At 70.2% G+C, this 21541-nt stretch carries 20 protein-coding genes, 1 tRNA gene and 1 pseudogene; 10 read left to right on the top strand and 12 right to left on the bottom strand.

What is annotated here, in order from left to right:
- Positions 1 to 428: 428 nt before the first annotated feature.
- Both ACZ7IB_RS33480 and ACZ7IB_RS33475 read right to left on the bottom strand, forming a co-directional pair.
- Positions 429 to 1958, bottom strand: coding sequence for an amino acid permease (locus ACZ7IB_RS33480; protein WP_470917735.1), 1530 nt, complete (start codon positions 1956 to 1958; stop codon positions 429 to 431).
- A gap of 90 nt (positions 1959 to 2048) precedes the next feature.
- The gene (locus tag ACZ7IB_RS33475; protein ID WP_470917734.1) at positions 2049 to 3056 is read right to left on the bottom strand and encodes a hypothetical protein; all 1008 of its coding nucleotides are present in this window, start codon (positions 3054 to 3056) and stop codon (positions 2049 to 2051) included.
- 443 nt (positions 3057 to 3499) lie between these two features.
- Between ACZ7IB_RS33475 and ACZ7IB_RS33470 the strand changes: the two genes are divergently transcribed.
- Together ACZ7IB_RS33470 and ACZ7IB_RS33465 are read left to right on the top strand one after the other, a co-directional pair.
- Positions 3500 to 4933 (top strand): FGGY family carbohydrate kinase, encoded by a 1434-nt coding sequence (locus tag ACZ7IB_RS33470; protein ID WP_470917733.1) that lies wholly within the window; start codon positions 3500 to 3502, stop codon positions 4931 to 4933.
- 66 nt (positions 4934 to 4999) lie between these two features.
- A pseudogene (locus ACZ7IB_RS33465) lies at positions 5000 to 5418 on the top strand (FAD-dependent oxidoreductase); the annotation flags it as partial.
- Between the two features lie 62 nt (positions 5419 to 5480).
- On the opposite strand, the gene ACZ7IB_RS33460 reads toward ACZ7IB_RS33465, so the two are convergent.
- Positions 5481 to 5885: a hypothetical protein gene (locus ACZ7IB_RS33460; protein WP_470917732.1), complete on the bottom strand. Its 405-nt coding sequence runs from the start codon at positions 5883 to 5885 to the stop codon at positions 5481 to 5483.
- Positions 5886 to 5965: 80 nt separating this feature from the next.
- Between ACZ7IB_RS33460 and ACZ7IB_RS33455 the strand changes: the two genes are divergently transcribed.
- Entirely contained in the window at positions 5966 to 6727 is a 762-nt protein-coding gene (locus ACZ7IB_RS33455; RefSeq protein WP_470917730.1) for a cobalt-precorrin-6A reductase, read from the top strand.
- Position 6728: 1 nt separating this feature from the next.
- Here the strand turns inward: ACZ7IB_RS33455 and cobF are convergent, their stop codons facing one another.
- Both cobF and ACZ7IB_RS33445 read right to left on the bottom strand, forming a co-directional pair.
- Positions 6729 to 7484: a precorrin-6A synthase (deacetylating) gene (cobF, locus tag ACZ7IB_RS33450; RefSeq protein ID WP_470917728.1), complete on the bottom strand. Its 756-nt coding sequence runs from the start codon at positions 7482 to 7484 to the stop codon at positions 6729 to 6731.
- A 43-nt stretch (positions 7485 to 7527) separates the two neighbouring features.
- The gene (locus ACZ7IB_RS33445) at positions 7528 to 8046 is read right to left on the bottom strand and encodes a DUF309 domain-containing protein (protein ID WP_470917726.1); all 519 of its coding nucleotides are present in this window, start codon (positions 8044 to 8046) and stop codon (positions 7528 to 7530) included.
- A gap of 108 nt (positions 8047 to 8154) precedes the next feature.
- Between ACZ7IB_RS33445 and ACZ7IB_RS33440 the strand changes: the two genes are divergently transcribed.
- Both ACZ7IB_RS33440 and ACZ7IB_RS33435 read left to right on the top strand, forming a co-directional pair.
- Positions 8155 to 10788 (top strand): ATP-binding protein, encoded by a 2634-nt coding sequence (locus ACZ7IB_RS33440; RefSeq protein WP_470917725.1) that lies wholly within the window; start codon positions 8155 to 8157, stop codon positions 10786 to 10788.
- 50 nt (positions 10789 to 10838) lie between these two features.
- Positions 10839 to 10912 (top strand) — tRNA-Pro (locus tag ACZ7IB_RS33435).
- A gap of 88 nt (positions 10913 to 11000) precedes the next feature.
- Here ACZ7IB_RS33435 and ACZ7IB_RS33430 read toward each other — a convergent pair.
- Entirely contained in the window at positions 11001 to 11951 is a 951-nt protein-coding gene (locus ACZ7IB_RS33430; protein WP_470917723.1) for a tyrosine-type recombinase/integrase, read from the bottom strand.
- Between the two features lie 33 nt (positions 11952 to 11984).
- Between ACZ7IB_RS33430 and ACZ7IB_RS33425 the strand changes: the two genes are divergently transcribed.
- Positions 11985 to 12359 carry a hypothetical protein gene (locus ACZ7IB_RS33425; protein WP_470917721.1) on the top strand — a complete coding sequence of 125 codons (375 nt, stop codon included), beginning with the start codon at positions 11985 to 11987 and terminating at the stop codon, positions 12357 to 12359.
- A 133-nt stretch (positions 12360 to 12492) separates the two neighbouring features.
- Positions 12493 to 13734, top strand: a complete 1242-nt coding sequence (locus ACZ7IB_RS33420; RefSeq protein ID WP_470917719.1) for a cytochrome P450 family protein — start codon at positions 12493 to 12495, stop codon at positions 13732 to 13734.
- Positions 13735 to 13803: 69 nt separating this feature from the next.
- On the opposite strand, the gene ACZ7IB_RS33415 is transcribed toward ACZ7IB_RS33420, so the two are convergent.
- Positions 13804 to 14496 carry a formylglycine-generating enzyme family protein gene (locus ACZ7IB_RS33415; protein WP_470917717.1) on the bottom strand — a complete coding sequence of 231 codons (693 nt, stop codon included), beginning with the start codon at positions 14494 to 14496 and terminating at the stop codon, positions 13804 to 13806.
- 196 nt (positions 14497 to 14692) lie between these two features.
- Complete coding sequence (locus ACZ7IB_RS33410) at positions 14693 to 15454, bottom strand: metallophosphoesterase family protein (protein ID WP_470917716.1); 762 nt, start codon at positions 15452 to 15454, stop codon at positions 14693 to 14695.
- A 185-nt stretch (positions 15455 to 15639) separates the two neighbouring features.
- Here ACZ7IB_RS33410 and ACZ7IB_RS33405 point away from each other — a divergent pair, with 185 nt between their 5' ends.
- A complete protein-coding gene (locus ACZ7IB_RS33405; RefSeq protein ID WP_470917715.1) occupies positions 15640 to 15996 on the top strand; it encodes a DUF4331 family protein in 357 nt (118 codons plus the stop codon).
- A gap of 85 nt (positions 15997 to 16081) precedes the next feature.
- Complete coding sequence (locus tag ACZ7IB_RS33400) at positions 16082 to 17581, top strand: PP2C family protein-serine/threonine phosphatase (RefSeq protein WP_470917713.1); 1500 nt, start codon at positions 16082 to 16084, stop codon at positions 17579 to 17581.
- A 47-nt stretch (positions 17582 to 17628) separates the two neighbouring features.
- Here the strand turns inward: ACZ7IB_RS33400 and ACZ7IB_RS33395 are convergent, their stop codons facing one another.
- Complete coding sequence (locus tag ACZ7IB_RS33395; protein ID WP_470917712.1) at positions 17629 to 17907, bottom strand: NUDIX hydrolase; 279 nt, start codon at positions 17905 to 17907, stop codon at positions 17629 to 17631.
- 7 nt (positions 17908 to 17914) lie between these two features.
- Here ACZ7IB_RS33395 and ACZ7IB_RS33390 point away from each other — a divergent pair, with 7 nt between their 5' ends.
- Positions 17915 to 18526: a hypothetical protein gene (locus tag ACZ7IB_RS33390; protein ID WP_470917710.1), complete on the top strand. Its 612-nt coding sequence runs from the start codon at positions 17915 to 17917 to the stop codon at positions 18524 to 18526.
- Here ACZ7IB_RS33390 and ACZ7IB_RS33385 read toward each other — a convergent pair.
- The 3 genes from ACZ7IB_RS33385 to ACZ7IB_RS33375 all read right to left on the bottom strand — a co-directional run bounded on the left by ACZ7IB_RS33385 (position 18475) and on the right by ACZ7IB_RS33375 (position 21321).
- Positions 18475 to 19374, bottom strand: a complete 900-nt coding sequence (locus ACZ7IB_RS33385; protein WP_470917708.1) for a hypothetical protein — start codon at positions 19372 to 19374, stop codon at positions 18475 to 18477. The two genes, ACZ7IB_RS33390 and ACZ7IB_RS33385, sit on opposite strands and share 52 nt — an antisense overlap.
- Complete coding sequence (locus ACZ7IB_RS33380) at positions 19371 to 20384, bottom strand: SPFH domain-containing protein (protein WP_470917707.1); 1014 nt, start codon at positions 20382 to 20384, stop codon at positions 19371 to 19373. The genes ACZ7IB_RS33385 and ACZ7IB_RS33380 overlap by 4 nt, the downstream gene beginning before the upstream one ends.
- Positions 20385 to 20535: 151 nt before the next feature.
- The gene (locus ACZ7IB_RS33375) at positions 20536 to 21321 is read right to left on the bottom strand and encodes an SDR family oxidoreductase (protein WP_470917705.1); all 786 of its coding nucleotides are present in this window, start codon (positions 21319 to 21321) and stop codon (positions 20536 to 20538) included.
- Positions 21322 to 21541: the final 220 nt, after the last annotated feature.

Raw genomic sequence — 21541 nt, 5'->3', positions numbered from 1 at the left:
GCGATGGGACTGCCTACCAAGACATCCGATGCTTGCAATGTCGCCTATCGCGGTCAAGGTTTCGGGCACGCAACTGGTCAGTAAATATTGAGCATTTGAAGGTGATTCGCTCTGTCGTCATGCCAACTCATCCGATGATTTGGTGAAAAGGTGGCCGCTTGGAGGCGGGCTCGACGCAGGCCCGGAATCACGTGGGCTAACCATCTGCTCCTGGCATGGACACCCTCGCTCTCTGGCAACTGGCCGTACTCGCCGCGGGCTGGTGATCGGCACGACCGTCCTCGGCGGACTCCAACTGCTCCTGCGCTGACCGTACACAGCGTTCCGTACCGCCACCGCCACCGCCACCGCACACGCGCCTCAGCCCTCCCCGACAGCTGCTCGCTGTGACCGGGGAGGGCTGAGAACAAGGCGTGGACGGGGCGGGGTCAGACGATGCCTTCCTCGATCTCCGCCTGCTCACGAGCGTTCCCGTACGCCGAAGGCGTGCTGTACGAACGGCGCGCGACGAACCACCACACGGTGGCCAGCACCAGCACCGCGACCAGCGCGATCGACGCGTAGTTCATCGAGTCGACCGTCACCGGGGACGACTGCGGGAGCAGGAACAGCACGGTCACGATGGCGACCCACACCACGGCGATCCAGCCGATCGGCTTGCTCCAGCGGCCCAGGTGCCAGGGACCGCGTTCGAACCGGTCGCCGGAGCGCAGCTTCAGGAAGATCGGGATCGCATAGGCGGGCGTGATGCCGATGACGTTGATCGCGGTCACCGCACCGTAGGCGGTGGCGGAGTACAGCGACGGCAGCGCGAGCACTCCGGCGATGACGACCGACAGCCACACCGCGTTGACGGGTGTCTGGGTGCGCGAGCTCACCTTGTGCCACAGCGCCGAGCCCGGCAGTGCGTTGTCACGGCTGAACGCGAACACCATCCGGCTGGCGGCCGCGACCTCGGCGTTGCCGCAGAACAGCTGCGCCGCGATCACGATCAGGAGCATGGCCGTGGCCCCGGAGGTGCCCAGCGCATCGATGAGGATCTGCGCCGGAGGCACCCCGGTTGCGCTGTCCCGGGTGCCCGCGTAGTCCTGGATCGCGAAGGTCAGCCCGGCGAGCAGTACGAAACCGGCGACCCAGGAGACCCAGATCGCGCGGACGATGCCCTTGGCGGCCGTCACCGAGGCGTTCGACGTCTCCTCCGACAGGTGGGCGGAGGCGTCGTAGCCGCAGAAGGTGTATTGCGCGAGGAGCAGGCCGATCGCCGCCACGTACAACGGGTTGTGCCAGCCCGTGTCATTGACGAACTCGGTGAAGACGAACGACGGCGACTGGTGGTGCGAGGGCACGATGGCCAGCACGGCGACGATCACCGCGACACCGGCGAGATGCCACCACACACTGATGGAGTTGAGCACGCTGACGAGGCGGACACCGAAGAGATTCAGCACGGCGTGCAGCAGCAGAATGCAGACAAAAATGATCATTGTCTTGCCCGGTGTGGGGGTGAATCCCCACTGCAGATTCATCAGCGCACCGGTGAACAGCGCGGCGCCGTAGTCGATACCCGCGATCGCACCGAGCAGCCCGAGCAGATTCAGCCAGCCGGTGTACCAGCCCCACTTGCGCCCGCCGAGCCGGTCGGCCATGTAGTACAGCGCCCCCGAGGTCGGGTAGGCGCTGGTCACCTCGGCGAGCGCCATGCCGACGCAGAGCACGAACAGGCCGACACCGGCCCAGCCCCAGAGCATCACCGCCGGGCCACCGGTCGACATGCCGAAGCCGTACAGGGTCATGCAGCCGGACAGGATCGAGATGACGGAGAAGCTGATGGCGAAGTTGCCGAAGCCGCCCATGCGGCGGGCGAGCACCGGCTGATAGCCGAGTTCACGCAGTCGCTGCTCCTCGTCCATGGGTGGGGTGGTCTCCGCACCCGACTGGGTCGGGGTGGATATGGACATGGGAAAAACCTCCATGAGCGGGATGGGGAAGGGACGGAAAGGGACCGGTTCGAAACGGAGAGGGAGGCCGCGGCGTCACGGCGCCACGGCTCAGCCGTGCGGCCCCCGTCCGGGGTCGCGGGACACGGCGAGACAGCGGCTCCGGGCGCGCAGGAAGACCTCCTCGGCGCCTCCCGGGGCCTTGGGATCACGGGTGCGGTACACCCAGGGAACCGAGGTGAAATAGGGGCCGAGCTCCTGGAACACCGGTGCGGCGTCGGCGAATTGGAGCGCTCCCCACAGGGCGTGGGCCAGATGGTTCAGGTCGAGCAGGGAGTGGGAGATCGGGGCCGTGCGACGGAACCAGAGCTCCAGGGCCCGAGCCGCGTCCCGCTCGGCATCCTCGGTGACCCAGTGGAGATCCAGGGCCTTCTCGTGACCCTGCTCACGGCGATAGCGCTCGACCCGCACATACAGCGGCAGCACATGCAGCGCGGAGCCGTCGGGGGCTGAAGAGGCCGCCCACTGCACGAAGTTGACCGCTTCCGAGAGAGATCCGCCGGCCTTTCGCGCGTACACGAACTGGAGCATCCGGTGGTAGGCCTCGCGGTTGTACGGATCGCGCTTGTCGGCCTCGGCCAGCAGCCCCCACGGGCCGGGGAAGAGCATCGGTCCCGGCGGATGCAGCCGGTGCTCCTCCAGCTGCTGCCGCTCGTCGAGCTGGGACAGGGCCAGCAGGCACACCCATGGCACCGGGTCCGCGGGCGAGGTGTGCGCGGCAGTGCGGCAGGCTCCCCATGCTTCCTGCCACAGCTCCTGCGCGCGGGGATGGCCTTCGCGGTGGGCCCGCACGGCCCGTTCCACGACGACCCGTGCGTGCATCACGGCAGCGGCGACGCTTCGGGGCTCCTCGGCCAGCCAGGCCTGCACCGCATCAGAACCGGCGGCGATCGCCCCAAGTACCTGGGTGCGCTGGGTCCACAGGGTCCAGTCGGGCGTACTCTCCAGTAGATTCCGCATGGACAGCCAGCGTCCGGTGCGCAAGTCCTGTAACGCGACACGCAATTCGTTGTCATGGCCGGCCGGGTGATAAACCGGCCGGAAATCACTGTTGGCCATGGATTCGTCCTGCCCCCGTTCGACGGGACGGCATGCGACGGATGGGGGATCTCCTCAGCACGTCACGCAACCCGGCGGTGGCATGGAACCCGTGCAGAAGCGGAAGGCCCGGGAGCCGAGATGTTGGTGTTCGGGGCGGGGTGTCGGTCTCATCAATCCTCAAGGACGTGGGGGGCTAAGCAGCTGTTGAAAAACGAACTGCTCTAAAGCGTCCGGTTGTTGCTCGGCGGTGAGTGTAAGGCCAGTTACCCCGAACTCCGGAACGATTCGCGGATCTTACTCAAGTCATCCGATTCGTATGGACGTTGACCGGCATCCGGTCGTTCCGGGCGTCAGTCCGTGCAGCCCTTGACGTACGCGGTGGTCTGCACCACTCTGGGCGTCGGAGATCAATGATCACGATTCCGTTCAAGTCGCAGAGCTTCCGCACGGCTGGAGTGTCGATGACAGGCCCGGTACTCGCCGTGGACCAGGGCACATCGGGGACCAAGGCTCTGGTGGTCTGCCCCGAGCGTGGCGTGATCGGTTCCGGTTCGGCGCCGGTGCGGCCGCGTCACGGCGCCGGGGGAGTGGTCGAGGTCGACCCCGCCGAACTGCTGGACTCGGTCGTCGACGCCGGGCGACGGGCACTGCACGAAGCGGGTGAGCCGGTGGCGGCCGTCGGCCTCGCCAACCAGGGCGAGACGGTGCTCGCCTGGGATCCGGACACGGGGCGGCCGCTCACCGAAGCGATCGTCTGGCAGGACCGGCGGTCCGCCAAGCTGTGTGCCGAACTCGCTCCGTACGAAGATGAGTTGAAGCAAATCACCGGATTGCCGCTCGATCCGTACTTCGCCGCACCCAAGATGGCCTGGATCCGCCGTGAGCTGACCCGCGAAGGCGTCGTCACCACCAGCGACTCCTGGCTCGTCCATCAGCTGACCGGGGCGTTCGTCACGGACGCGGCGACCGCAGGACGCACCCAACTGCTCGACCTCGACCGGGTCGGCTGGTCGCCCGCGGCCCTGGACATCTTCGGCCTCGGCGACGAACGCCTCCCGGCCGTCGTCGACTCCGACGGGACCGTCGGTACCACTGCCGCGTTCGGTGGTGAACTCCCGCTGACCGGACTCCTCGTCGACCAGCAGGCCGCCCTGCTCGCCCAGAACGCCCTGGACCCGGGCAACGCCAAGTGCACCTACGGAACCGGCGCGTTCCTGCTCGCCCAGACCGGGCCCGCCCCGCGCCGCGGCTCCACCGGACTGGTCAGCTGTGTCGCCTGGCGGCTCGGCGGCCGTACGAGCTACTGCCTCGACGGACAGGTCTACACCGCAGCGTCCGCCGTCAACTGGCTCACCGACCTGGGGGTGATCTCCGGCGCGGCCGACCTCGACCCGGTCGGTGCCACCGTCCCCGACTCCGCCGGCGTCACGTTCGTACCGGCTCTCGCCGGACTCGCCGCCCCGTGGTGGCGCGGCGATGTGCGCGGATCGGTGACCGGCCTCGGCCTCGACACCACCGCAGGTCACCTGGTGCGCGCCCTGTGCGAGGGCATCGCCGCGCAGGTCGTCGAACTCACCGAAGCGGTCGCGACCGATCTGGGCTCCCCGTTGACCTCGTTGCGCGTCGACGGCGGCCTGACCCGCTCCGCACTGCTCATGCAGACCCAGGCCGATCTGCTGCAACGACCCGTCGAGGTGTCCGCGCTTCCCGATGTCACCGCCCTGGGCGTCGGAGCTGTCGCGCGCCTCGGCCTCGACCCCCGGCTCCCGCTCCGGCAGGCCGTACCCGAATGGAAGCCCGCCGCCGTGTATGAGCCCCGGATCGGCGCCGACGAGGCGGCCGAACGGCTCGCCGGATTCCGTGCGGCCGTGCACACCCTGCTGGAACATGCCTGATACGTACGAGAGTCACGCGACGAACTGCACGATCACCACGACCGGAGACCTGACGGCCGACTGTTCCTCGCCTGCGCCTTCCAGGTCGTGCGGGCCGGAGTCCATCTGCACCTCAACTGCCGGGTACAACACGTCGACAGCGGCGACGACGTCCACACCCTCACCACCAGCCGCGGGACCCTGCGCATCCGCCATCTGATCAACGCCGCCGGACTGTACGCCGACGAACTCGACCGGGAACTCGGCCACGACGCCTTCACCGTCGCCCCGCGCCGCGGCCAGTTCATCGTTTTCGACAAGCCCGCCCGCGATCTCGTCAGCCACATCCTGCTTCCCGTACCCACCGCCGCCGGCAAGGGCGTCCTGGTCGCACCGACCGTCTTCGGCAATGTGCTGCTCGGCCCCACAGTCGAGGAACTCGACGACAGGACCGCCACCGGATCGACCGCGGAAGCATCGCCCTGCTGCGCGAGAAGGCGTGCCGACCGGCTCGACCGGGTCGATCCGCACGGGGCGACCGTGCGGATCACGGCGTGCTGACCGTACGTCAGGGAATCAGCAGCCAGTCCGAACCGATGGCCGCCAGCAGACCGACGGCCAGCAGCCAACTGCCGAGCCGGGTCCGGCCGTTCCTGCTGAGCTCGATGACGATCCCGCACAGGATCAGCGCCAGCCCGTACACCCCGACCACCAGCACGGACGACCGGCTGGCAATCCGCAGCGCGAGAACGACCGCCATCGCCGCCATGCCGACCGATGAGAGAACGATCCGCAGCCGTCTCGCCTGGCGAGGTGTCAGCCTTTGGTTCCCGGTCTCGGCAGCGGTCTCGGTAATGGCCTCGGAATCGGTCTGGGGAACGATCTCCGAAGCGGCCTCGGAATCGGGTTCCGAAATGGTCTCGGGACCGGCTATCGGGGTGTCCACGGCCTGGTCCTGGTCAGAAGTGCTCATGACGCCGGATCGTAATGGCTGCGGGCCGCCCTGTTCGCCGCTCCGGGCGGCGGGCGGCGAAAGTGACGTAGGTTCGGTGCATGCCCGGCCACATCCTGATCCTCGGCGGTACGACCGAAGCCCGGCAGCTCGCCGCTGAGCTGACCGTGCCCGGCGGCGACGCGACGGTGCGCATCACCACGTCGCTGGCCGGCCGGGTCGCCCGGCCCCGGATGCCCGCCGGCGATGTACGCATCGGAGGCTTCGGCGGCCCCCAGGGCCTCGCCGACTGGCTGCGTGCCCACAGTGTGGACACCGTCGTCGACGCCACCCACCCATTCGCCGGCAACATCAGCGCCAACGCCGCCGCGGCCGCGAATGCCACCGGCACCGCACTGTTCGCGCTGCGCCGCCCCGGCTGGACGGCGGGCCCCGGTGACCGCTGGCACCCGGCCGACGACCTCGCGCACGCCGCCGCGCAACTGCCCGCCCTGGGCCGCCGGATCTTCCTCACCACCGGCCGCCTGGGCCTGGCTGCCTTCGCCACCGCCCCGGGCGCGGAAACGCTCCACTTCCTCGTACGGTCCGTGGAGCCCCCCGAGCCACCGCTGCCCCGCGACACCGACGTACTCCTCGACCGTGGCCCGTACACCGTCGAAGGTGACACGGCGCTGCTGCGCGACCGCGCCATCGACGTCCTCGTCACCAAGGACAGCGGCGGCCCCGCCACCGCGGCGAAACTCACCGCGGCCAGGAACCTCGGCCTGCCCGTGGTCGTGGTTCGCCGCCCGCCACCGCCCGAAGGCGTACCCGTCGTGCACGATGTGGCGTCGGCACTCCAACTGCTGTGCCAGGAAGACTGATTCAGCCGCGACGCAGCAGATACGTATCCATGATCCAGCCCTTGCGGGCGCGCGCCTCGGCCCGCAGCTCCTCGATCCGGTCAGACACCTCGGCGAGGCGCCCGGAGACCAGGATCTCGTCCTCGGTCCCCACGTACGCGCCCCAGTAGATGTAGAGGTCGTGGTCGAGATGGCGGGTGAACGCCTGCCGTGCGTCGAGCATCACCACCACGTCGTCGACCCCCTCGGGCCAGCCCTCGGCCAGCCGCCGGCCGGTCGTGATCTGCACCGGCCTCGCCACCCGGTTCAGCCCCGTCCGGTGCTTGGCCAGCAGCGCGGAGACACTGCTGATGCCGGGGACCACCTCGTGGTCGAAGGCGACCGAACCCCGGTCGAGGATCTCTTCGAGGATGCCGAGCGTGGAGTCGTACAGCGCGGGATCGCCCCACACCAGGAACGCCCCGCATTCGTCCGCACCGAGATCCTCCGCGATGAACCGCTCGTACAGATCCGCACGGCGCCTGCGCCAGTCGTCCACCGCGGGTGAGTAGTCCGACGTCCTGCGGTCCCGTTCCGGATCCCGTGCCTCGACGAGCCGGTACGAGGCGTCCTTCACATGCACATCGAGGATGTCCCGTCGCAGCCCGGTCAGATCGGACTTCTCCTCACCCTTGTCGAGGATGAAGAACGCATCCGCCCGGTTCAGCGCCTTGACGGCCTGGAGGGTCAGATGGTCGGGGTCGCCCGCGCCGATACCGATGACATAGATCTTTCTCACCGCACCGAGTCTGCCCCATGCCCCACCGCCCCCGGCGTCCGGGCTACCGGCCCCCGGCCCGCAGACACGGCGCCTCGTCGGCCGCGTCGACGGGCCGCTCACGCGCCGCGTCCGCGCCGCAGGCCTTCTTCGCCTCGACCCGCCCCGCCAGCTCCTCGGCCCAGCCGATCAGCCCGTCGACCCCGATCCCGTGAGGGCGGGTGGTCCCGAACCCCGTGAGTGCCGCCGCGCCCCGTCGCAACAGCCGGGCCCCGCCCGTCGTATTGCCCCGCGCCGCGTGCGTCAGCCCCACGGCCAGCTGCGCAAGACCGCGCCACAACTCCCGTTCCGCCACCGGGCCCGACTTCCACGCATCCTCGAACACCTCGTGCGCATGGAACGGCATCCCCGCGTCCAGCAGCCGTTGCGCCTCACGCAGGGTCTCCTCGGGGGTACGGGTCACACCCTCGGGCTGCCGATCCACTCCCGGTGCCCCGTACGGCAGGGGGCGTCCCAGCCCGTCACGGGGGCGCGCATTGCGCGCGCGGCCCTCGGCGTCGCGGTCCCTGCGAGTCTCGTCCACCCCTCGATTGTGCCCCGCACCTGCGGCGAACTGTCCGAACCACTGTCCGTGGACCCCCGCGCACGACTAGTGTCGACAGTCATCCGCACCACTTTGGGGAGGGTAGGGATGAAGCAGTCCCGGCCGCTGTACGAGCGCGAACCAGAGCTCGCCGCTGCCGCACAAGCCGTGGACGCCCTCTGCGGCGCCCCGGCGGCAGGCCGGCTGCTGATCTTCAGCGGCGAGGCAGGCATCGGCAAGACAGCACTGCTCGCCGAGATCCAGGCGATGGCCGCCGACCGCTGCACGGTCTGGTCCGCACGCGGCGGCGAAACGGTCACGTCCGTGCCGTTCCACGTCGTACGCCAGCTGCTGCAGCCCGCACTCGACCAGTTCCCGGCCGACGAGGTACGGGCCTTGTTCGGAGCCTGGTACGAGATCGCCGCGCCCGCACTCGGACTCGCCGAACCGAGCGGTCCCCAGCCCGATCCGCAGGGTGTGCGGGACGGCCTCGACTGGGTCGTCTCCCGGCTCGCATCCCGGCTGAGCCACCGTCCGCTGGTGCTCATCATCGACGACGCACACTGGGCGGACGGCGAATCCCTCGCCTGGCTCGCCTCGTTCACCGCACGCCTCGGCGAACTGCCTGTCCTGGTCGTCCAGGCCCACCGGCCGGAAGAACTGGCAGCACGGCAGAAGGAGAGCGGATCGGGCGGCGCCCACTCCTCCCAGGTCCGGGTCGCGCTGCGCGCCCTCACCCCGGACGCCACCGCGGAACTGGTCCGCGCAGGCCTCGGTGAACACGCCGACGACCCGTTCTGCCGCGAGGTGTGGGCCGTCACCGGCGGCAACCCCTACGAGGCGGTCGAACTCGTCGCCAAGGTCCAGGACCGCGAACTGACGCCGCTGGAGGAGTCGGCCGGGCTGCTGCGCGAACTCGGCGCAACGGCCCGCGGCAGCGGACTCGTCGCCCGGCTCGAACGGCTCGGTACCAACGCCAACCGGTTCGCCTGGGCCGCCGCCGTGCTCGGCACGGACATCTCGCAGGATCTCGCCGCCACCCTCGCCGGGATGAGCCCCGCCGAGGCCGCCGACTGCACGGCGCGGCTGCGCGAAGCCCGTATCGTCACCGGCTTCGACCCGCTGGAGTTCGTCCACCCGCTCATCGCCACCGCGGTGTACCGCTCCATCCCGCCGGCCACCCGCACCGCCATGCACGGCCAGGCCGCGTGGGCGATCACCCGTGCGGGACTCGGCGCCGCCGCGGCCTCCCGGCACCTCCTCGAAGTACACCCCGACGACGACCAGGAGCTGGTCGAGCAGCTCCGCGAAGCAGCCCAACAGCACCTCGCGGTCGGTGCCCCGGAGGCCGCCCGCCGCTGCCTCGAACGCGCCCTGCAAGAACCACCGCGCCAACGGGTCAAGGCCACTCTGCTGTACGAACTGGGCTGCGCCACGCTGCTCAGTTCCCCGGCCACCACCGTCCAGCATCTGCGGGCCGCCCTTGAGATGCCCGGACTCTCCGAAGACCAGCGGGTCGACGCCACCTTCCGGCTCGCGGCCGCGCACTCCCACAACAACCAGCTGAAGGAAGCGGCACGCGCCCTCGCCGCCGAGGCCGCACACACCGCCCCCGGCCCCGGCCTGATGCGGCTCCAGGCCGCCCACTTCCTCTGGGAGGGCATGCAGGCCGCCGAGGACGACGGACCCGCCCGTTCCGCCAGGCTCGCCCAGAACGCCGACCATCTGTCCGGCCGCGACAACGCCGAGCGCGCCCTGCTCACCATCCGCGCCTTCGACGCCATGATGCGCGGCGAGAACTCCCAGCTCATCGTCGACCTCTGCGAACGCGCCCTGGTCGACGGCCACCCCGCCCGCGGACTCGGCTGGACCGACGCCGAGTGGGGCTTCGAGCTCCCGACCCTCGTCGGCATCACCTACGCCTTCACGGACCAGCTCGACCGGGCCGAGGAACTCTTCGGCGAGGCCGTCCGCGCCTTCGAGATCTCAGGCTGGAGCGGTGCACATCTCGCGTTCGCACACACCCTGCTCGGGCTGGTCCACCGCCGTCGCGGCCGGCTGGCCGAGGCGGAGGGCTTCCTCCGCGAAGGACTGCGCCTCGCCGACCGTGTCGGCAGTGGACTTCCCGTCCACTGGGACGCGGCCTGTCTGCTGATCGACACACTGGTCGCCCGCGGCCGTGTCACCGAGGCGCGCGAGATCGCCGACCGTTACGACTTCGGCTCGCCCTACCCCAGCGCGATGGTGCTGCCCGACGCGCCGTGCGTACGCGGACGGCTGCTGCTGGCCGAAGGCCGTACGAAGGAAGCGGTCACCGAACTCGAAGCGGCCGGTCAGGCCCTCGAACCCCGCGGCAGGTTCAACGGCGTATGGGCGCCCTGGGCCGGCGATCTCGCCCGTGCACTGGCCGAGGAGGACCCGAGCCGGGCCGCCCAACTCGCCACCTCGGCCCGGGTGCACGCCGAACGCTTCGGCACGGACACCGCGATCGGTGAGGCCCTGCGCTGTGTCGCCCTCTTCGCCCGCGCCGAGGACGCCACCCATCTGCTGGCCGAGTCGGTCCGCCACCTGGAAGCGTCCCCGTCCGCGTACGAACACGCCCTGGCCCTCGTCGACTACGGCATCGCGATCCGCTCCCCGCGCGAACTCGCCAGAGCCCACAAACTGGCCACGGCGTGCGGCGCCGAATCCCTGGCAAACCGCGCCCACCAGGCACGGGCGTCGATCCGGTCCTCGGAGTGAGGTAATGTTTGTCCTGCGCAGCCGCCCGGGAACACCGGGGGGAATCGCATCGGGACGTGGCGCAGCTTGGTAGCGCACTTGACTGGGGGTCAAGGGGTCGCAGGTTCAAATCCTGTCGTCCCGACTTGTGTTTTCACAGGTCGCAGGCGGTATCGGAGAAATCCGGTACCGCCTTTCCGTGTTTCTTGGGGACCAGTTGGGGACCACGGGGTCTAGCGGCGCCGTCCTGCTGCCGGCTGGACGGCGAGGGTGAGGGGTGTGCGGATGGGGTTGAGGTGTGCGGTGAGGGCGTGGCCGGCGTTGGTGATCTGGGTCATGTCGGGGTGGAGGTAGCGCTGGGTGGTGAGGAGGGAGCCGTGTCCGGCGATTTTGCGGAGGACGTGGGCGGGGACGCCGACGTCGGCGAACCAGGTGAGTCCTGTGTGGCGGAGGTCGTGGCGGCGCAGGTGTTCGTGGCCGAGTGAGGTGACCACCTCGTCCCAGTGGGTTGCGTCCCGTAGGACGGCGGTGGAGATGCGCCCGCCGCGGGGGCCGGTGTAGAGCCGCGCGTCAGGGTTGGGGCCGACGGCGAGGATGCGTTCGGCGATCATCGGGCGGATTTCCTCGATGAGGGGGACTTGGCGGGCGCGTTTACCTTTGGTGTTCTTGTCGGTGAGTCCGCCGGGTGCGGGGGTGGTCTGCCGGCGGACGGTCCAGATCCAGTTCTCGGTGTCGATGTCGCAGGCGCGGACGCCGGAGACCTCGCCGATGCGGGCGGCGGTCGCGGCGGCGAAGACCACCCCGAAAGGGCCGAGGCCGAAGACCAGCCGCCAGCCCCAGCTCCACTGCGGTACGTGGCCGCGCAGGTCCTGGTAGACCTCGGCGTTGTGCGCGCCGAGCGCGGGACCGATGGAGCGGATGCTGCCCGGGGTCCCGGAGAGGCGCGGTAGCGGCGCGACCATGGGGAGTTCGCCGAGATCGGGGTCGTCGACGGTGACGAGCGTGCCCCGCTCCCAGTAGTGCGGGTCGGCCGCGATGTCGGCGATGTTCATCAGCGCGGAGGCGGGGATCCCGGCGTCGCTGAGCAGCCTGGTGAGATCGTCCGCGGTGTACGTCGCGACCCAGGCGGCGATCTTTCGACCGGCAGCGCCCCGCCGGGTCAGACCGCCGACCGGGACGGTCACTGGGAGCTGCCGTCCGCCCAGCGCAGGACGGCCATGTTCCGGCACCGCCTGGAAGAGCCCGAACTGGTCAAGCCGGAAGCTCTGTTGGCGCTGGACGCGGACGAGGACTTCAGTCCCCTGGCCCGGTTCGCACAGACCGGCCGCAGCCTGGAGCGGGACCAGGAGGAGGGTTTCCTGCCGGGCGAGGCGGACGCGGTGGCCGCCCATGTGATGACGGCCGCGGCGCAGATGGGCTACGCCATCTTCCGCGAGGCCTACGCCCGGGACACCGGGATTCCCCTGGAGGAACTCGACGAACGGGCGGCCGGCGCCTTCGCGCGCATGGTGGCCGGTCTCGCCGCGGCCCCGCCACCGGACGCGACGGACGGCGAGGCTGCGTCCCGCTCCCGTACGGGCACGCAGGGCTGAGCGCCCCCGACTCGCCGGCCTCGGCTCGCGCCGCCCTTCCCCTGGGTGGCTCCTTGGGCCCATTACGCTGGGACATATCGCCCAAAGCGGTTCAAATGTTTGTGAAGAGGTGCGATGCCCTACGGGAGGCATGATGAGCCAGCAGCCGGTCCTTCTGCCCTACGCCGACCCGGCCTTCGTGGCGGATCCCTTTCCGCTCTACCGACAGCTTCGCGACGACGGCCCGGTACGACGCGCCGTCATCGCAGGAGGCCTGGAAGCCTGGCTGGTCACGCGGTACGAAGACGGCCTCGCGGCCCTGTCCCACCCGCAGCTGAGCAGTGACGTCCGCGATGCGTCGGATCCCCGGCTCATCGAGCGGCTGCCCGCCACCGACCGGGAGTCCGTGCTGCGCAACATGCTCCGCTCCGATCCGCCCGACCACACCCGCCTGCGCCGCCTGGTCTCCAAGGCGTTCACGGCGCACAGGGTGGCGGAGCTGCGGCCCCGCGTCCAGGGGATCGCCGACCGACTGCTCGACGAGATCGCGCCGGCCGGTCGCGCCGACCTCATCGAGGCCTACGCGCTGCCGCTTCCGGTCACTGTGATCAGCGAACTGCTCGGGGTACCCGTGACCGACCGGCACGACTTCCAGCAGTGGACCGACGACATGATCCTCCGGGGGATCGAGCCGCCGGACCCGGCCCAGGTGGACGGGGCGTGGCGGCAGATGCGCTCGTACCTGACCAAGCTCCTGGAGGCCAAACGCGCCAGGCCCGGGGACGATCTGCTCAGCGCGCTGATCGTTGCCAGGGACGAGGAACAGCGGCTTGACGAGGACGAGCTGATCGCCATGGCCTTCCTGCTGCTGGCGGCCGGATACATCACCACGGTGAACCTGATCGGCAGCGGCATCGCCGCACTGCTCGCCCACCCCGACCAGCTTCGGATGCTGCGGGACGACCCGGCGCTGCTGCCGGGCGCGATCGAGGAATTCCTGCGCTATGACGGACCCGTCAACCCCGGCATCGCCAGGTTCGCGCGCGAGGACATCACCATCGCCGGGGTGAACATCCCTCGCGGCGCGACCGTGCTGGTCGCCTCCGCCATCGCCGACCGCGACCCGGAGCACTTTTCCGAACCCGACCGCCTGGACATCGCCCGGCAGGACAACGCCCACCTCGCGTTCGGACACGGCATCCACTACTGCCTGGGTGCGCCGCTGGCCCGGCTCGAGGGCCAGATCGCCATCGGCACCGCCCTGCGCCGTCTCCCCGGTCTCGCCCTTGCCGTTCCCCCGGACGAACTGCGGTGGCGGCCGGGAGGATTGCGCGGCCCCGAACACCTGCCGGTCACTTTCACATTCGATGACGCGACCGCCGGCAGCCGTTCCTGAACTACGTGCCGGCTGATGGGGCGCCCCAGAACAAACGGCATCGACCGGACGCCTTGTGCGTCCCCCCGCTCAGAGTGATCGGGCGAGCCGGAACCCGAGGTCGTCGATACGAAAGGTCGGGTGACTCTTGCGGCGGCACGACGCCCGGCACCCTCGGGGGTGATCGTATCCGCCTCCGCCACGGAACACGCGGTAGGGGCCGTAGACCCGGGGATCGTAGACATCCCAGCACCACTCCCACACGTTGCCGATCATGTCGTGGAGGCCCCACGCGTTCGGCGCCTTGGTCGCGACATCGTGCACCTCGCCGCCGGAGTTCCCGCGGTACCAGGCGATCTCGTCCAGCTCTCCGTAGCGTGCACCGGAGGTCCCGGCCCTGCACGCGTACTCCCACTCCGCCTCCGTCGGGAGCCGGTAGCCGTCGGCCTCCCAGTCGCAGACCACGTCCTGCGCGTCGGGGTCGTCGCCGGTCGAGTAGCAGGGTTCGAGTCCCGTCGCCTGCGAGAGCAGGTTGCAGAACTGAACGGCCTCCTTCCAGGAGACCTCGGTCACCGGTGTCCGCGGCCCCGCCGTACTCGCGGGCGCCTCGCCCCGAACGGCGCGGTACAGCTCGCGGGTCACGGGATACGGCGCCAGCCGGAAGGCAGCGACCTCGACGTTCCAGTTCGTCTGCGTGCCCTCGTCCCGCAGGACGATCTCCCCGGCAGGGATACCCCTCATGCCCTCGGCGATCGCCTGTCGGAGTAGGGATTCAGGGCTCATCGCAGCTCCTCATGTGCACCAGCGGATCAGGCCGACGCGCCGGCCTGCCGGCCCGGAGGGCGGACCGTGCCTCCGGACTTTCGAACAAGTGACGATACAGACCCAGAACGTCACGGCGGCGCACAGCGGTTCAGGTTGTCCCGGCACAGTCCGGGCGGCGCTCGAGTCCGTCACACTCACCCGAGGAGAGTGAGTGTCACGGCGCGTGGCGGCGGCCGTCGCGTGGGGCGAAGGCGTCAAGGGCGTCTTCGTCCGTCGCGCGGGCGTGCAGGAAGTAGTCGGCCCACTCGGTGATTTCGGGGTAGGCGGAGTCCCGGCCGATCCGAGTTGCGGCGGCCGCGATGTCGAAGTCCGTGGTTCGCAGTTCGACGCCCGGGCCGAGGACGGCCCAGTGGGCTCCGGCCCTCCCGTAGGGCATGCCGACGCTGCCCGGATTGATCACGAGCCGGCCGTGGGCCAGGCGCACGAACGGCATATGGGTGTGGCCGCAGACGACGGTGCGGACGTCGGCATCGAGTCCGCTGAAAACTTCCTTCCAGCGGTCGAGGCGGGAGTCGACGAGGACGACCTCCTCGTCGTCACGCGGGGTGGCATGGCAGAACAGCACTTCTCCCAGGCCGCGCACGGCCAGGGAGAGTGATCGTGGCAGCGAGCCGAGCAGGTCGAGGTGATCCTCGCGCAGCTGCTCGGCGGCCCAGGGGGCGATCGGATCGGGAATCGAGTCGCGTTGCCCGCGGCGGTACTCAAGAAGTTCGCGGTCGGCGTTGCCGCTGATCCATACGGCGCGGTCGCCGAGACCGGTCAGCAGGTCGAGAACCTGAGTCGGTTGCGGGCCGGCGGTGATGTCGCCGGTGAGCACGATGCGCTCGGCGGTGCTCACGTCCGGCTCGGCGAGCACGGCCTCCAAGGCCGGCAGGACTCCATGGATGTCGGACAGTACGGCTACTCGATTCAGCATGGTCACAACTGTGGGGTGAAAGCCGCCCAGAGGTGAGAGCGTTCGCCTGACCCGTAGCCGAAGGTGAGGTCGCCGCAGCGTACATGGTGGCCGAGGGCGGCGCACTGCCTCCAGGCGGATGACCCCGGGGCTGCCTCCGGACCCGTTGCAGAGTGATGCACATGCGCCGGGTGGACGCTGGGGCCATGTCTCATCACCTCAGTGGGCCCGATCTGCGGTCCCCCATGGACGATGCCCGGCTCGACCTGGCAGACCTCTTCGCGTTCGGCGTCCCCGGGGACCGCACCGTACTGATCATGAACGCCCATCCGGTCGCGACCGCCGCCGGTGCGGCTTTCCACCCGGACGCGGTGTACCGGATCAATATCGACACCGACGGCGACCACCAGGCCGACGTGGCGTTCAGCATCGTGTTCTCCTCGCCGCAAGACGGGAAACAGACCGCCACCGGGCGACCGGAGCGCAGGCACGCGCCCACGAGGCCGCGGGCGAGCCGATCATCATGGACGTGCGGGTCGGCTCCGGCTCAGAGCCGGTCGTGATCGAAGCCGGCCCCTACATGTTCTCCGCGGGCCTGCACAGTGACCCGTTCTTCGCGGACCTGGACGGCATCGTCAAGGAATTCCAGTGGAACCGTGGACCGCGGCCCTCCAGCACTTCGGCGGCTACGACCCGCAGACCGCCGAGCAGGCTCTGCGCACAGTCCTGCCGGACGTCCTGCGCTTCGACCGCACCAAGCCCGCCGCCTACCCCAACGGCCGCACTCTCACCGACGACGTCACCTCTGCCCGCCTTGCCATGCTCACCAATGGCAAGGTCAGCAGTGACCACATCGGCCCCCACACCGACCTGCTCCCCGAATTCCCCTACCTCGGTGACCCTCACCCGGCGCCGCCGGCCGGTTTAGGCCTGGGCGGGGGCGGAGGCCGGAATCAGGGGGCCCGGCGATGGCACATATATGGATATTTTGGGTGGTACGTTCAAGTTTGGGGCCTGGAGGGGGAGCGACAGGGAGCACAGGTGAAGGAGAGCGGGCGCACGGCGGCGTGGGCGGGTTGGCTGCTCGTCGTTCCGGCCCTGGTCTCGGGCGTACTGCTGAACATCCTCGCGCCTCAGCCGTACATGGGACTCCCGCTCCTGGCCGCGGCGCCGCTGATCGCCGGAGCGATGCTGTCGTTCCGGGCCGGCGTCCTCGTCGCGAGCCTGGCCTGCGCGGTCTCGTTGGGGCTGGATTACGTCCAAGGACGTTCCGCTTCGGAGAGTTTCGTCGATCTCGCCGTGATCGGCCTCATCGGAATTCTGGCCCTCGCGGTCAACCTGCTGTTGCGGCGTCAGGGGCGGGATCTCGCGAGGGCGCGGGTCATCGCTGAGGCGGTGCAACTGGCGGTTCTGCCGGATCCGCCGTCGCGGGCCGGGCCGCTCGCCGTCGCCGCCGGATACACCCCCGCACAGGCCGAGGCCCGAGTCGGCGGCGACCTCTTCGCGGTGCAGGAGACCCCGTACGGCGTGCGTATGATCATCGGGGATGTGAAGGGCAAGGGACTCCAGGCGGTCGCATACGTCTCGGTGGCGATCGGTGCGTTCCGTCAGGAGGCCGAGAACGCCCCCACGCTGGCCGAGTTGGCTCAGCGTCTGGACGACGCGCTGAGCAGGGAGTCGGGCCGCTGTGGAAACGAGACGTCGGGCGAGGACTTCACCACGGCCGTGCTGGCAGAGGTCCCCGGCGACGGCGAGCTGCTCCGCCTGGTCAACCGTGGCCATCCGGGCCCGTACCTGATCCACGACGGCGCGATCGTACGGCTCGACGCGACCCGTCCGCAGCTGCCCCTGGGCATGGGGCTGGGGGCAGTCCCGGCACCCGACGGCGAGGCACTCACCGATGTCTTCCCGCTGCCGCCCGGAGCGCTGCTGCTCTTGATCACGGACGGCGTCACCGAGGCACGCAACCGGACGGGCACCTTCTACGATCCGTGTGCGTCCGCCGTGCTCACCGGCGCCCGCTTCATTGATCCCGGCGACCTGGTCCACGCGGTGACCGCGGATGTCGCACGCTGGAGCGGCGACGGTCACCAGGACGACATGGCCATCCTCGCCGTCGCCCGGCGCGGCGGCCACCGGCTCGGCTGAAGCCGACTCCGCCTGCGAACCCCGGGCACAGGGCGGAGGGGCCAGGGCTACGAGCCGTCTCCGGTGGCCGAGACGGTCAGCCGGTGCACGGGAGGGTGCTCGACCGAGAGATCCGGGCGCCAGGCCGCCAGTACCTGTGCCGAGGGAGCGAACAACGGACCCGGCAGAGCGTCGAGCCCGGTCCACCGCCAGGTGCTGATCAGATGAGGCTCGGTCACCTGCGGGCTCCCCGATTCCAGGGTCACCACGGGAGCCATCGACACACGGTTGATCTCCGCGACCACGTCGTGGAGCGCGCCGGTCACGACCTCCAACAGGTCATGCACCGCGGGGGTGTCCGCCTCGGGGCGGTATTCCGCGGCGAGCTTCGCCGCAGCCGGCTCCGCGCACTCCAGTTCATGGCGGTGCTGCGCGAGCAACGGGCCGAGCGCCACTGCCGGGGGCGCGCTCGCCGACGACGCGGGCGCCCGCGCCGACTTCAGCGCTCACGGCCGGATCACCGTGCCCGCCCACGGCAGCAGGAGCCTCACCGTCCGGCTGCGTGAACCGCACGGCGTGCCGCAGGGCACCCTGTACGGCGGCTGGATCGAGTTGACCCCCGTGGGGGCGGACACCCCGGAGGTACGGGTGCCGTACCAGGGCGTGGCGGGAGATCTGGACGCTGTATCCGCGGTCAATCCGACGTTCACCCACATCAACACGACGCTCGACAACCCGGCGCTGCGCCCCGGCTACTTCAGTTTCGGCAAGTCGCTGCCCGTGACGGTCGATCTCAGCAACGAGTCGACCGCCGACGACAGCGCCTGGCTGATGCTGTCGCACGATTTCCCGCTGTTGGAACGGATGCGGGTCCAGGCGGTCGACGCCCCTCGTGAGTTGCGTGGTCCGGGCCGTCAGACGGTCAGTCGCAGCGATGTCGCCGAGATGCCCAGCCGTACCGTCTGACCCCATGTCAGCTCCAGCGCGTCCGTCTCCATCCCGTCACCGAAGACCACCACCCGGTCGGACTCCACGGTGAGCCTCAGCCCCTGTCCGCGCCCCAGTTCGCCCGCGACCAGTGAGGTGCCGGTCGCCGGCGACGGCCAGGCCTCGCGGACGAACCAGAGCAGCCGCGGGTCGGCGGGTGCGGGGAGTCGCAGGGCGCTGTGGCGTTCCTGCCACAGTGAGCGGATCCAGCCCGTGGTGCCGGTGCCCGTGCCGACCAGGACGCCGGAGGAGGCCTGCGGTTCGGTGGGGGCATCGGGCACGTCGGCGCCGAGCCGGTAGCGGGCGGTCTGGTGGCCGGGCGGGCCGAAGTAGATTTCATTGAGGGCCAGGAGGCGCTGGGTGTCGTCGGCGACCGCCTCGACCATGGTGAGTTCGTCCGCCGCGCCGCCCGGGGATGCGGCCGCCCGGAGCAGGGCGGCCGCATCGGAGGGCCGGTGGCGTACGAGCACGCCCGGATTGCGTCCGGGGTCGGTGTCGATGCCCACGACGGACTGGCCGGACAGGTACTTGGCGGCGTTGGCGACGAGTCCGTCCTGTCCGACTACGACCACCACGTCCTCGGGTGCGAACAGGAAGCGGTCGAGATCGGCGCGCTCCACCCGTGACTGACGCCATTGGAGCGGTACGGCTGCCGCCACATCGGCGAGCGCCTGCCGGGTCTGCCGGTGCCGCAGAGCCACCTCGTCGATGGTCCGGCCACGGCTGGACAGGAAGAAGGCGGCCTGGCCATGCGTGCCGTGCCGGGCCAGCAACTCGTCGTACTCGGTGGTGCGGTGGACCAGCACAGCGCGCGGGGCGAGGCTCATGCCCGGGGTTCCGGGTCGTTCCTGCCGAGCTTGCTGAGCAGGCCGGTGAGGACGTCGGGGGAGAGGGTGAGGCTGTCGATGCGCGGCAGGTTCTCGGCGAGCCTGGTCGCTGCCAGGGCGTGCAGGGTTGCGGCGTCCACCTCGCCGTGCACCCGCAGCCAGGCCGCCTGGGACTCCGCGCGTGCGGCGCCGACCTCGCGGGCCGCTTCGGCCTCGGCCCGGGCGAGCCGCACCTTGCGTGCCGCTTCGGCCTCGGCGCGTACCCCGTCGGCCGCGGCGTTCTCCTCGGCCTCGCGGCGGGTGTTGGTGCCGCGCTGCTCGACCAACTGCTCCTCACGGCGGGCCAGTTCGATCTGGCTGGCGAGCTCGTTCTCGGCGATGGCCCGTTCCCGTTCCACGGCCACGGCCCGGCGCTCGTAGGTGGCCCGGTCCGCCTCCTGCTGGATCTGCTCGCGGGCGGGGGTGCGCAGGGCGCGCTCCACCTCGGCCTCGGGACGGATGGCGACCACCCGCACTGCGACCACGTCGATCCCGGTGGCAGGCAGCCGGGGTTCGGCGGCAAGCCCTGCTGCGACGCGGTCGCGTACCGATGCGACTCCGTCGACCAGGGCCTCGGCCAGCGCTGTTCTGGCCAGCACGTCCAGGGTGTGCTGCTGGGCGGTCTCCGTGAGCAGCGTGGCGATCTGCTCCAGCGGCGCGCCGCGCCAGACCCCGGTGTCGGGGTCGACGGAGAAGTCCAGGCGGGCGGCGGCCTCGGCCGGGTCGCTGATCCGGTACGTCACGGTGGCCTGCACGGTGACGTCCTGGAAGTCGGACGTGCGGGCGTGGAAGGCCATAGCCAACTCCCGGTCATTGACCGGCACTTCCGAGAGTGCGGCGGTCAGCGACCGGTACCAGAAACTCAGCCCCGGCCCGTCGTGGGTGAGTCGGCCGCGCTTGTGGTGGCGGATGTGGGCAGTGGGCGCGGAGCGCAGATGGCGCCAGCCGAAGCGCCTGGTGATGTCGGCCATGTCGGGATCCCCCTCATTCTCGTCATGAGGACGATAAGGGTGTTGATCGATATCGTCAAGGGGACGAGAATGGCCGTCCGTGTGCACGTCCGCCTTGCAGGCGCCGGTGCTCGCCGCCGACGATCTGTCGCTCACCGAAATTCCCGGGGCTTCAGCCGCCCTGTCCGCTCTTCGAGGCGAGGAACCTGGCCGGCACCTCGCCCCCGCCGTGCACCGCCAGATCGGCCCCGCTGACGTACTCGGCCAGATCACCCGCCAGATACAGGCAGGCGCGCGCCACATCGTCCGGTACGGCCATCCGTCGCATCGGAATCACCCCGGCGACGGCGGCGCCGCCGTCCTCCCCGTACACCGGTGCCGCGCTCTCGGTGCGGATCAGTCCGGTCGTGATGTGGTTGACGCGCACCTTGGGCGCCCACTCGAGAGCCAGCGCCCGGGTCAGTCCCAGCAGCCCGGCCTTCGCCGCCGTATAGGCGGCCGTGCCCGGCTGCGGGGTGTGTGCGGAGACGCTGCCGATGTTGATGACCGAGCCGCCCTCGCTCTGTCCCTGCATGATCCGGTTGGCGGCCTGCGCCACATAGAAAGGGGCCAGTAGATTGAGTGCGACGACCTTCTCGATGAACCGCGGCGAAATGGTGGCTGCGTCGGCGTCGGGGGAGCCGCCCGCGTTGTTGACGAGCACATCCAGCCGTCCGAACCGTTCCGCCGCCGTGTCGACCAGTGCGGCGGCGGCCGCAGGGTCGCGGACATCGGTTGCGCGGAAGTGCGCCTGCCGAGCGCCGCTTCCCGGCAGTTCCGGCGGTTCGCTTCGGCCGCAGACCAGTACCTCCGCACCGGCGGAGAGAAAGGCCTTGGCGATCGCGGCGCCGATGCCCTTCGTGCCACCGGTGACGAGCACTGCCCGTCCCGTGAAGTCGATGGGATTGCCGATGTCCATGGTCCGCCTCCGCTGTGGCCGAAGTGCACGCTGATCGGTTCGTAAAGCTACCAATCGTTTGTTTGGTGGAATAGACACCGCTTCGGCCGAGTGGGATGGGCTGCCGGGAGGGAAGCGCGGGGGGGGGGGGGGGGGGGGGGGGGGGGGGGAGGGGGGAGGGGGGGGGGGGGGGGGCGCTCCCCCACCCTCCGGCGGGGGGGGAGAGGGTCGCGGTCCTCCA

The sequence above is a fragment of the Streptomyces sp. NPDC037301 genome (assembly GCF_055602785.1).
Note: the sequence above shows the minus strand (reverse complement) of the source record. Positions and strands in the feature narration are given on the sequence as shown.

What these genes read in the sequence shown, in the direction of transcription:
- ACZ7IB_RS33480 (WP_470917735.1), bottom strand. Translation starts at nt 1,958, where the DNA reads ATGTCCATATCCACCCCGACCCAGTCGGGTGCGGAGACCACCCCACCC.
- ACZ7IB_RS33475 (WP_470917734.1), bottom strand. Translation starts at nt 3,056, where the DNA reads ATGGCCAACAGTGATTTCCGGCCGGTTTATCACCCGGCCGGCCATGAC.
- ACZ7IB_RS33470 (WP_470917733.1), top strand. Translation starts at nt 3,500, where the DNA reads ATGACAGGCCCGGTACTCGCCGTGGACCAGGGCACATCGGGGACCAAG.
- ACZ7IB_RS33460 (WP_470917732.1), bottom strand. Translation starts at nt 5,885, where the DNA reads ATGAGCACTTCTGACCAGGACCAGGCCGTGGACACCCCGATAGCCGGT.
- ACZ7IB_RS33455 (WP_470917730.1), top strand. Translation starts at nt 5,966, where the DNA reads ATGCCCGGCCACATCCTGATCCTCGGCGGTACGACCGAAGCCCGGCAG.
- ACZ7IB_RS33440 (WP_470917725.1), top strand. Translation starts at nt 8,155, where the DNA reads ATGAAGCAGTCCCGGCCGCTGTACGAGCGCGAACCAGAGCTCGCCGCT.
- ACZ7IB_RS33425 (WP_470917721.1), top strand. Translation starts at nt 11,985, where the DNA reads ATGTTCCGGCACCGCCTGGAAGAGCCCGAACTGGTCAAGCCGGAAGCT.
- ACZ7IB_RS33420 (WP_470917719.1), top strand. Translation starts at nt 12,493, where the DNA reads ATGAGCCAGCAGCCGGTCCTTCTGCCCTACGCCGACCCGGCCTTCGTG.
- ACZ7IB_RS33415 (WP_470917717.1), bottom strand. Translation starts at nt 14,496, where the DNA reads ATGAGCCCTGAATCCCTACTCCGACAGGCGATCGCCGAGGGCATGAGG.
- ACZ7IB_RS33410 (WP_470917716.1), bottom strand. Translation starts at nt 15,454, where the DNA reads ATGCTGAATCGAGTAGCCGTACTGTCCGACATCCATGGAGTCCTGCCG.
- ACZ7IB_RS33405 (WP_470917715.1), top strand. Translation starts at nt 15,640, where the DNA reads ATGTCTCATCACCTCAGTGGGCCCGATCTGCGGTCCCCCATGGACGAT.
- ACZ7IB_RS33385 (WP_470917708.1), bottom strand. Translation starts at nt 19,374, where the DNA reads ATGAGCCTCGCCCCGCGCGCTGTGCTGGTCCACCGCACCACCGAGTAC.
- ACZ7IB_RS33380 (WP_470917707.1), bottom strand. Translation starts at nt 20,384, where the DNA reads ATGGCCGACATCACCAGGCGCTTCGGCTGGCGCCATCTGCGCTCCGCG.
- ACZ7IB_RS33375 (WP_470917705.1), bottom strand. Translation starts at nt 21,321, where the DNA reads ATGGACATCGGCAATCCCATCGACTTCACGGGACGGGCAGTGCTCGTC.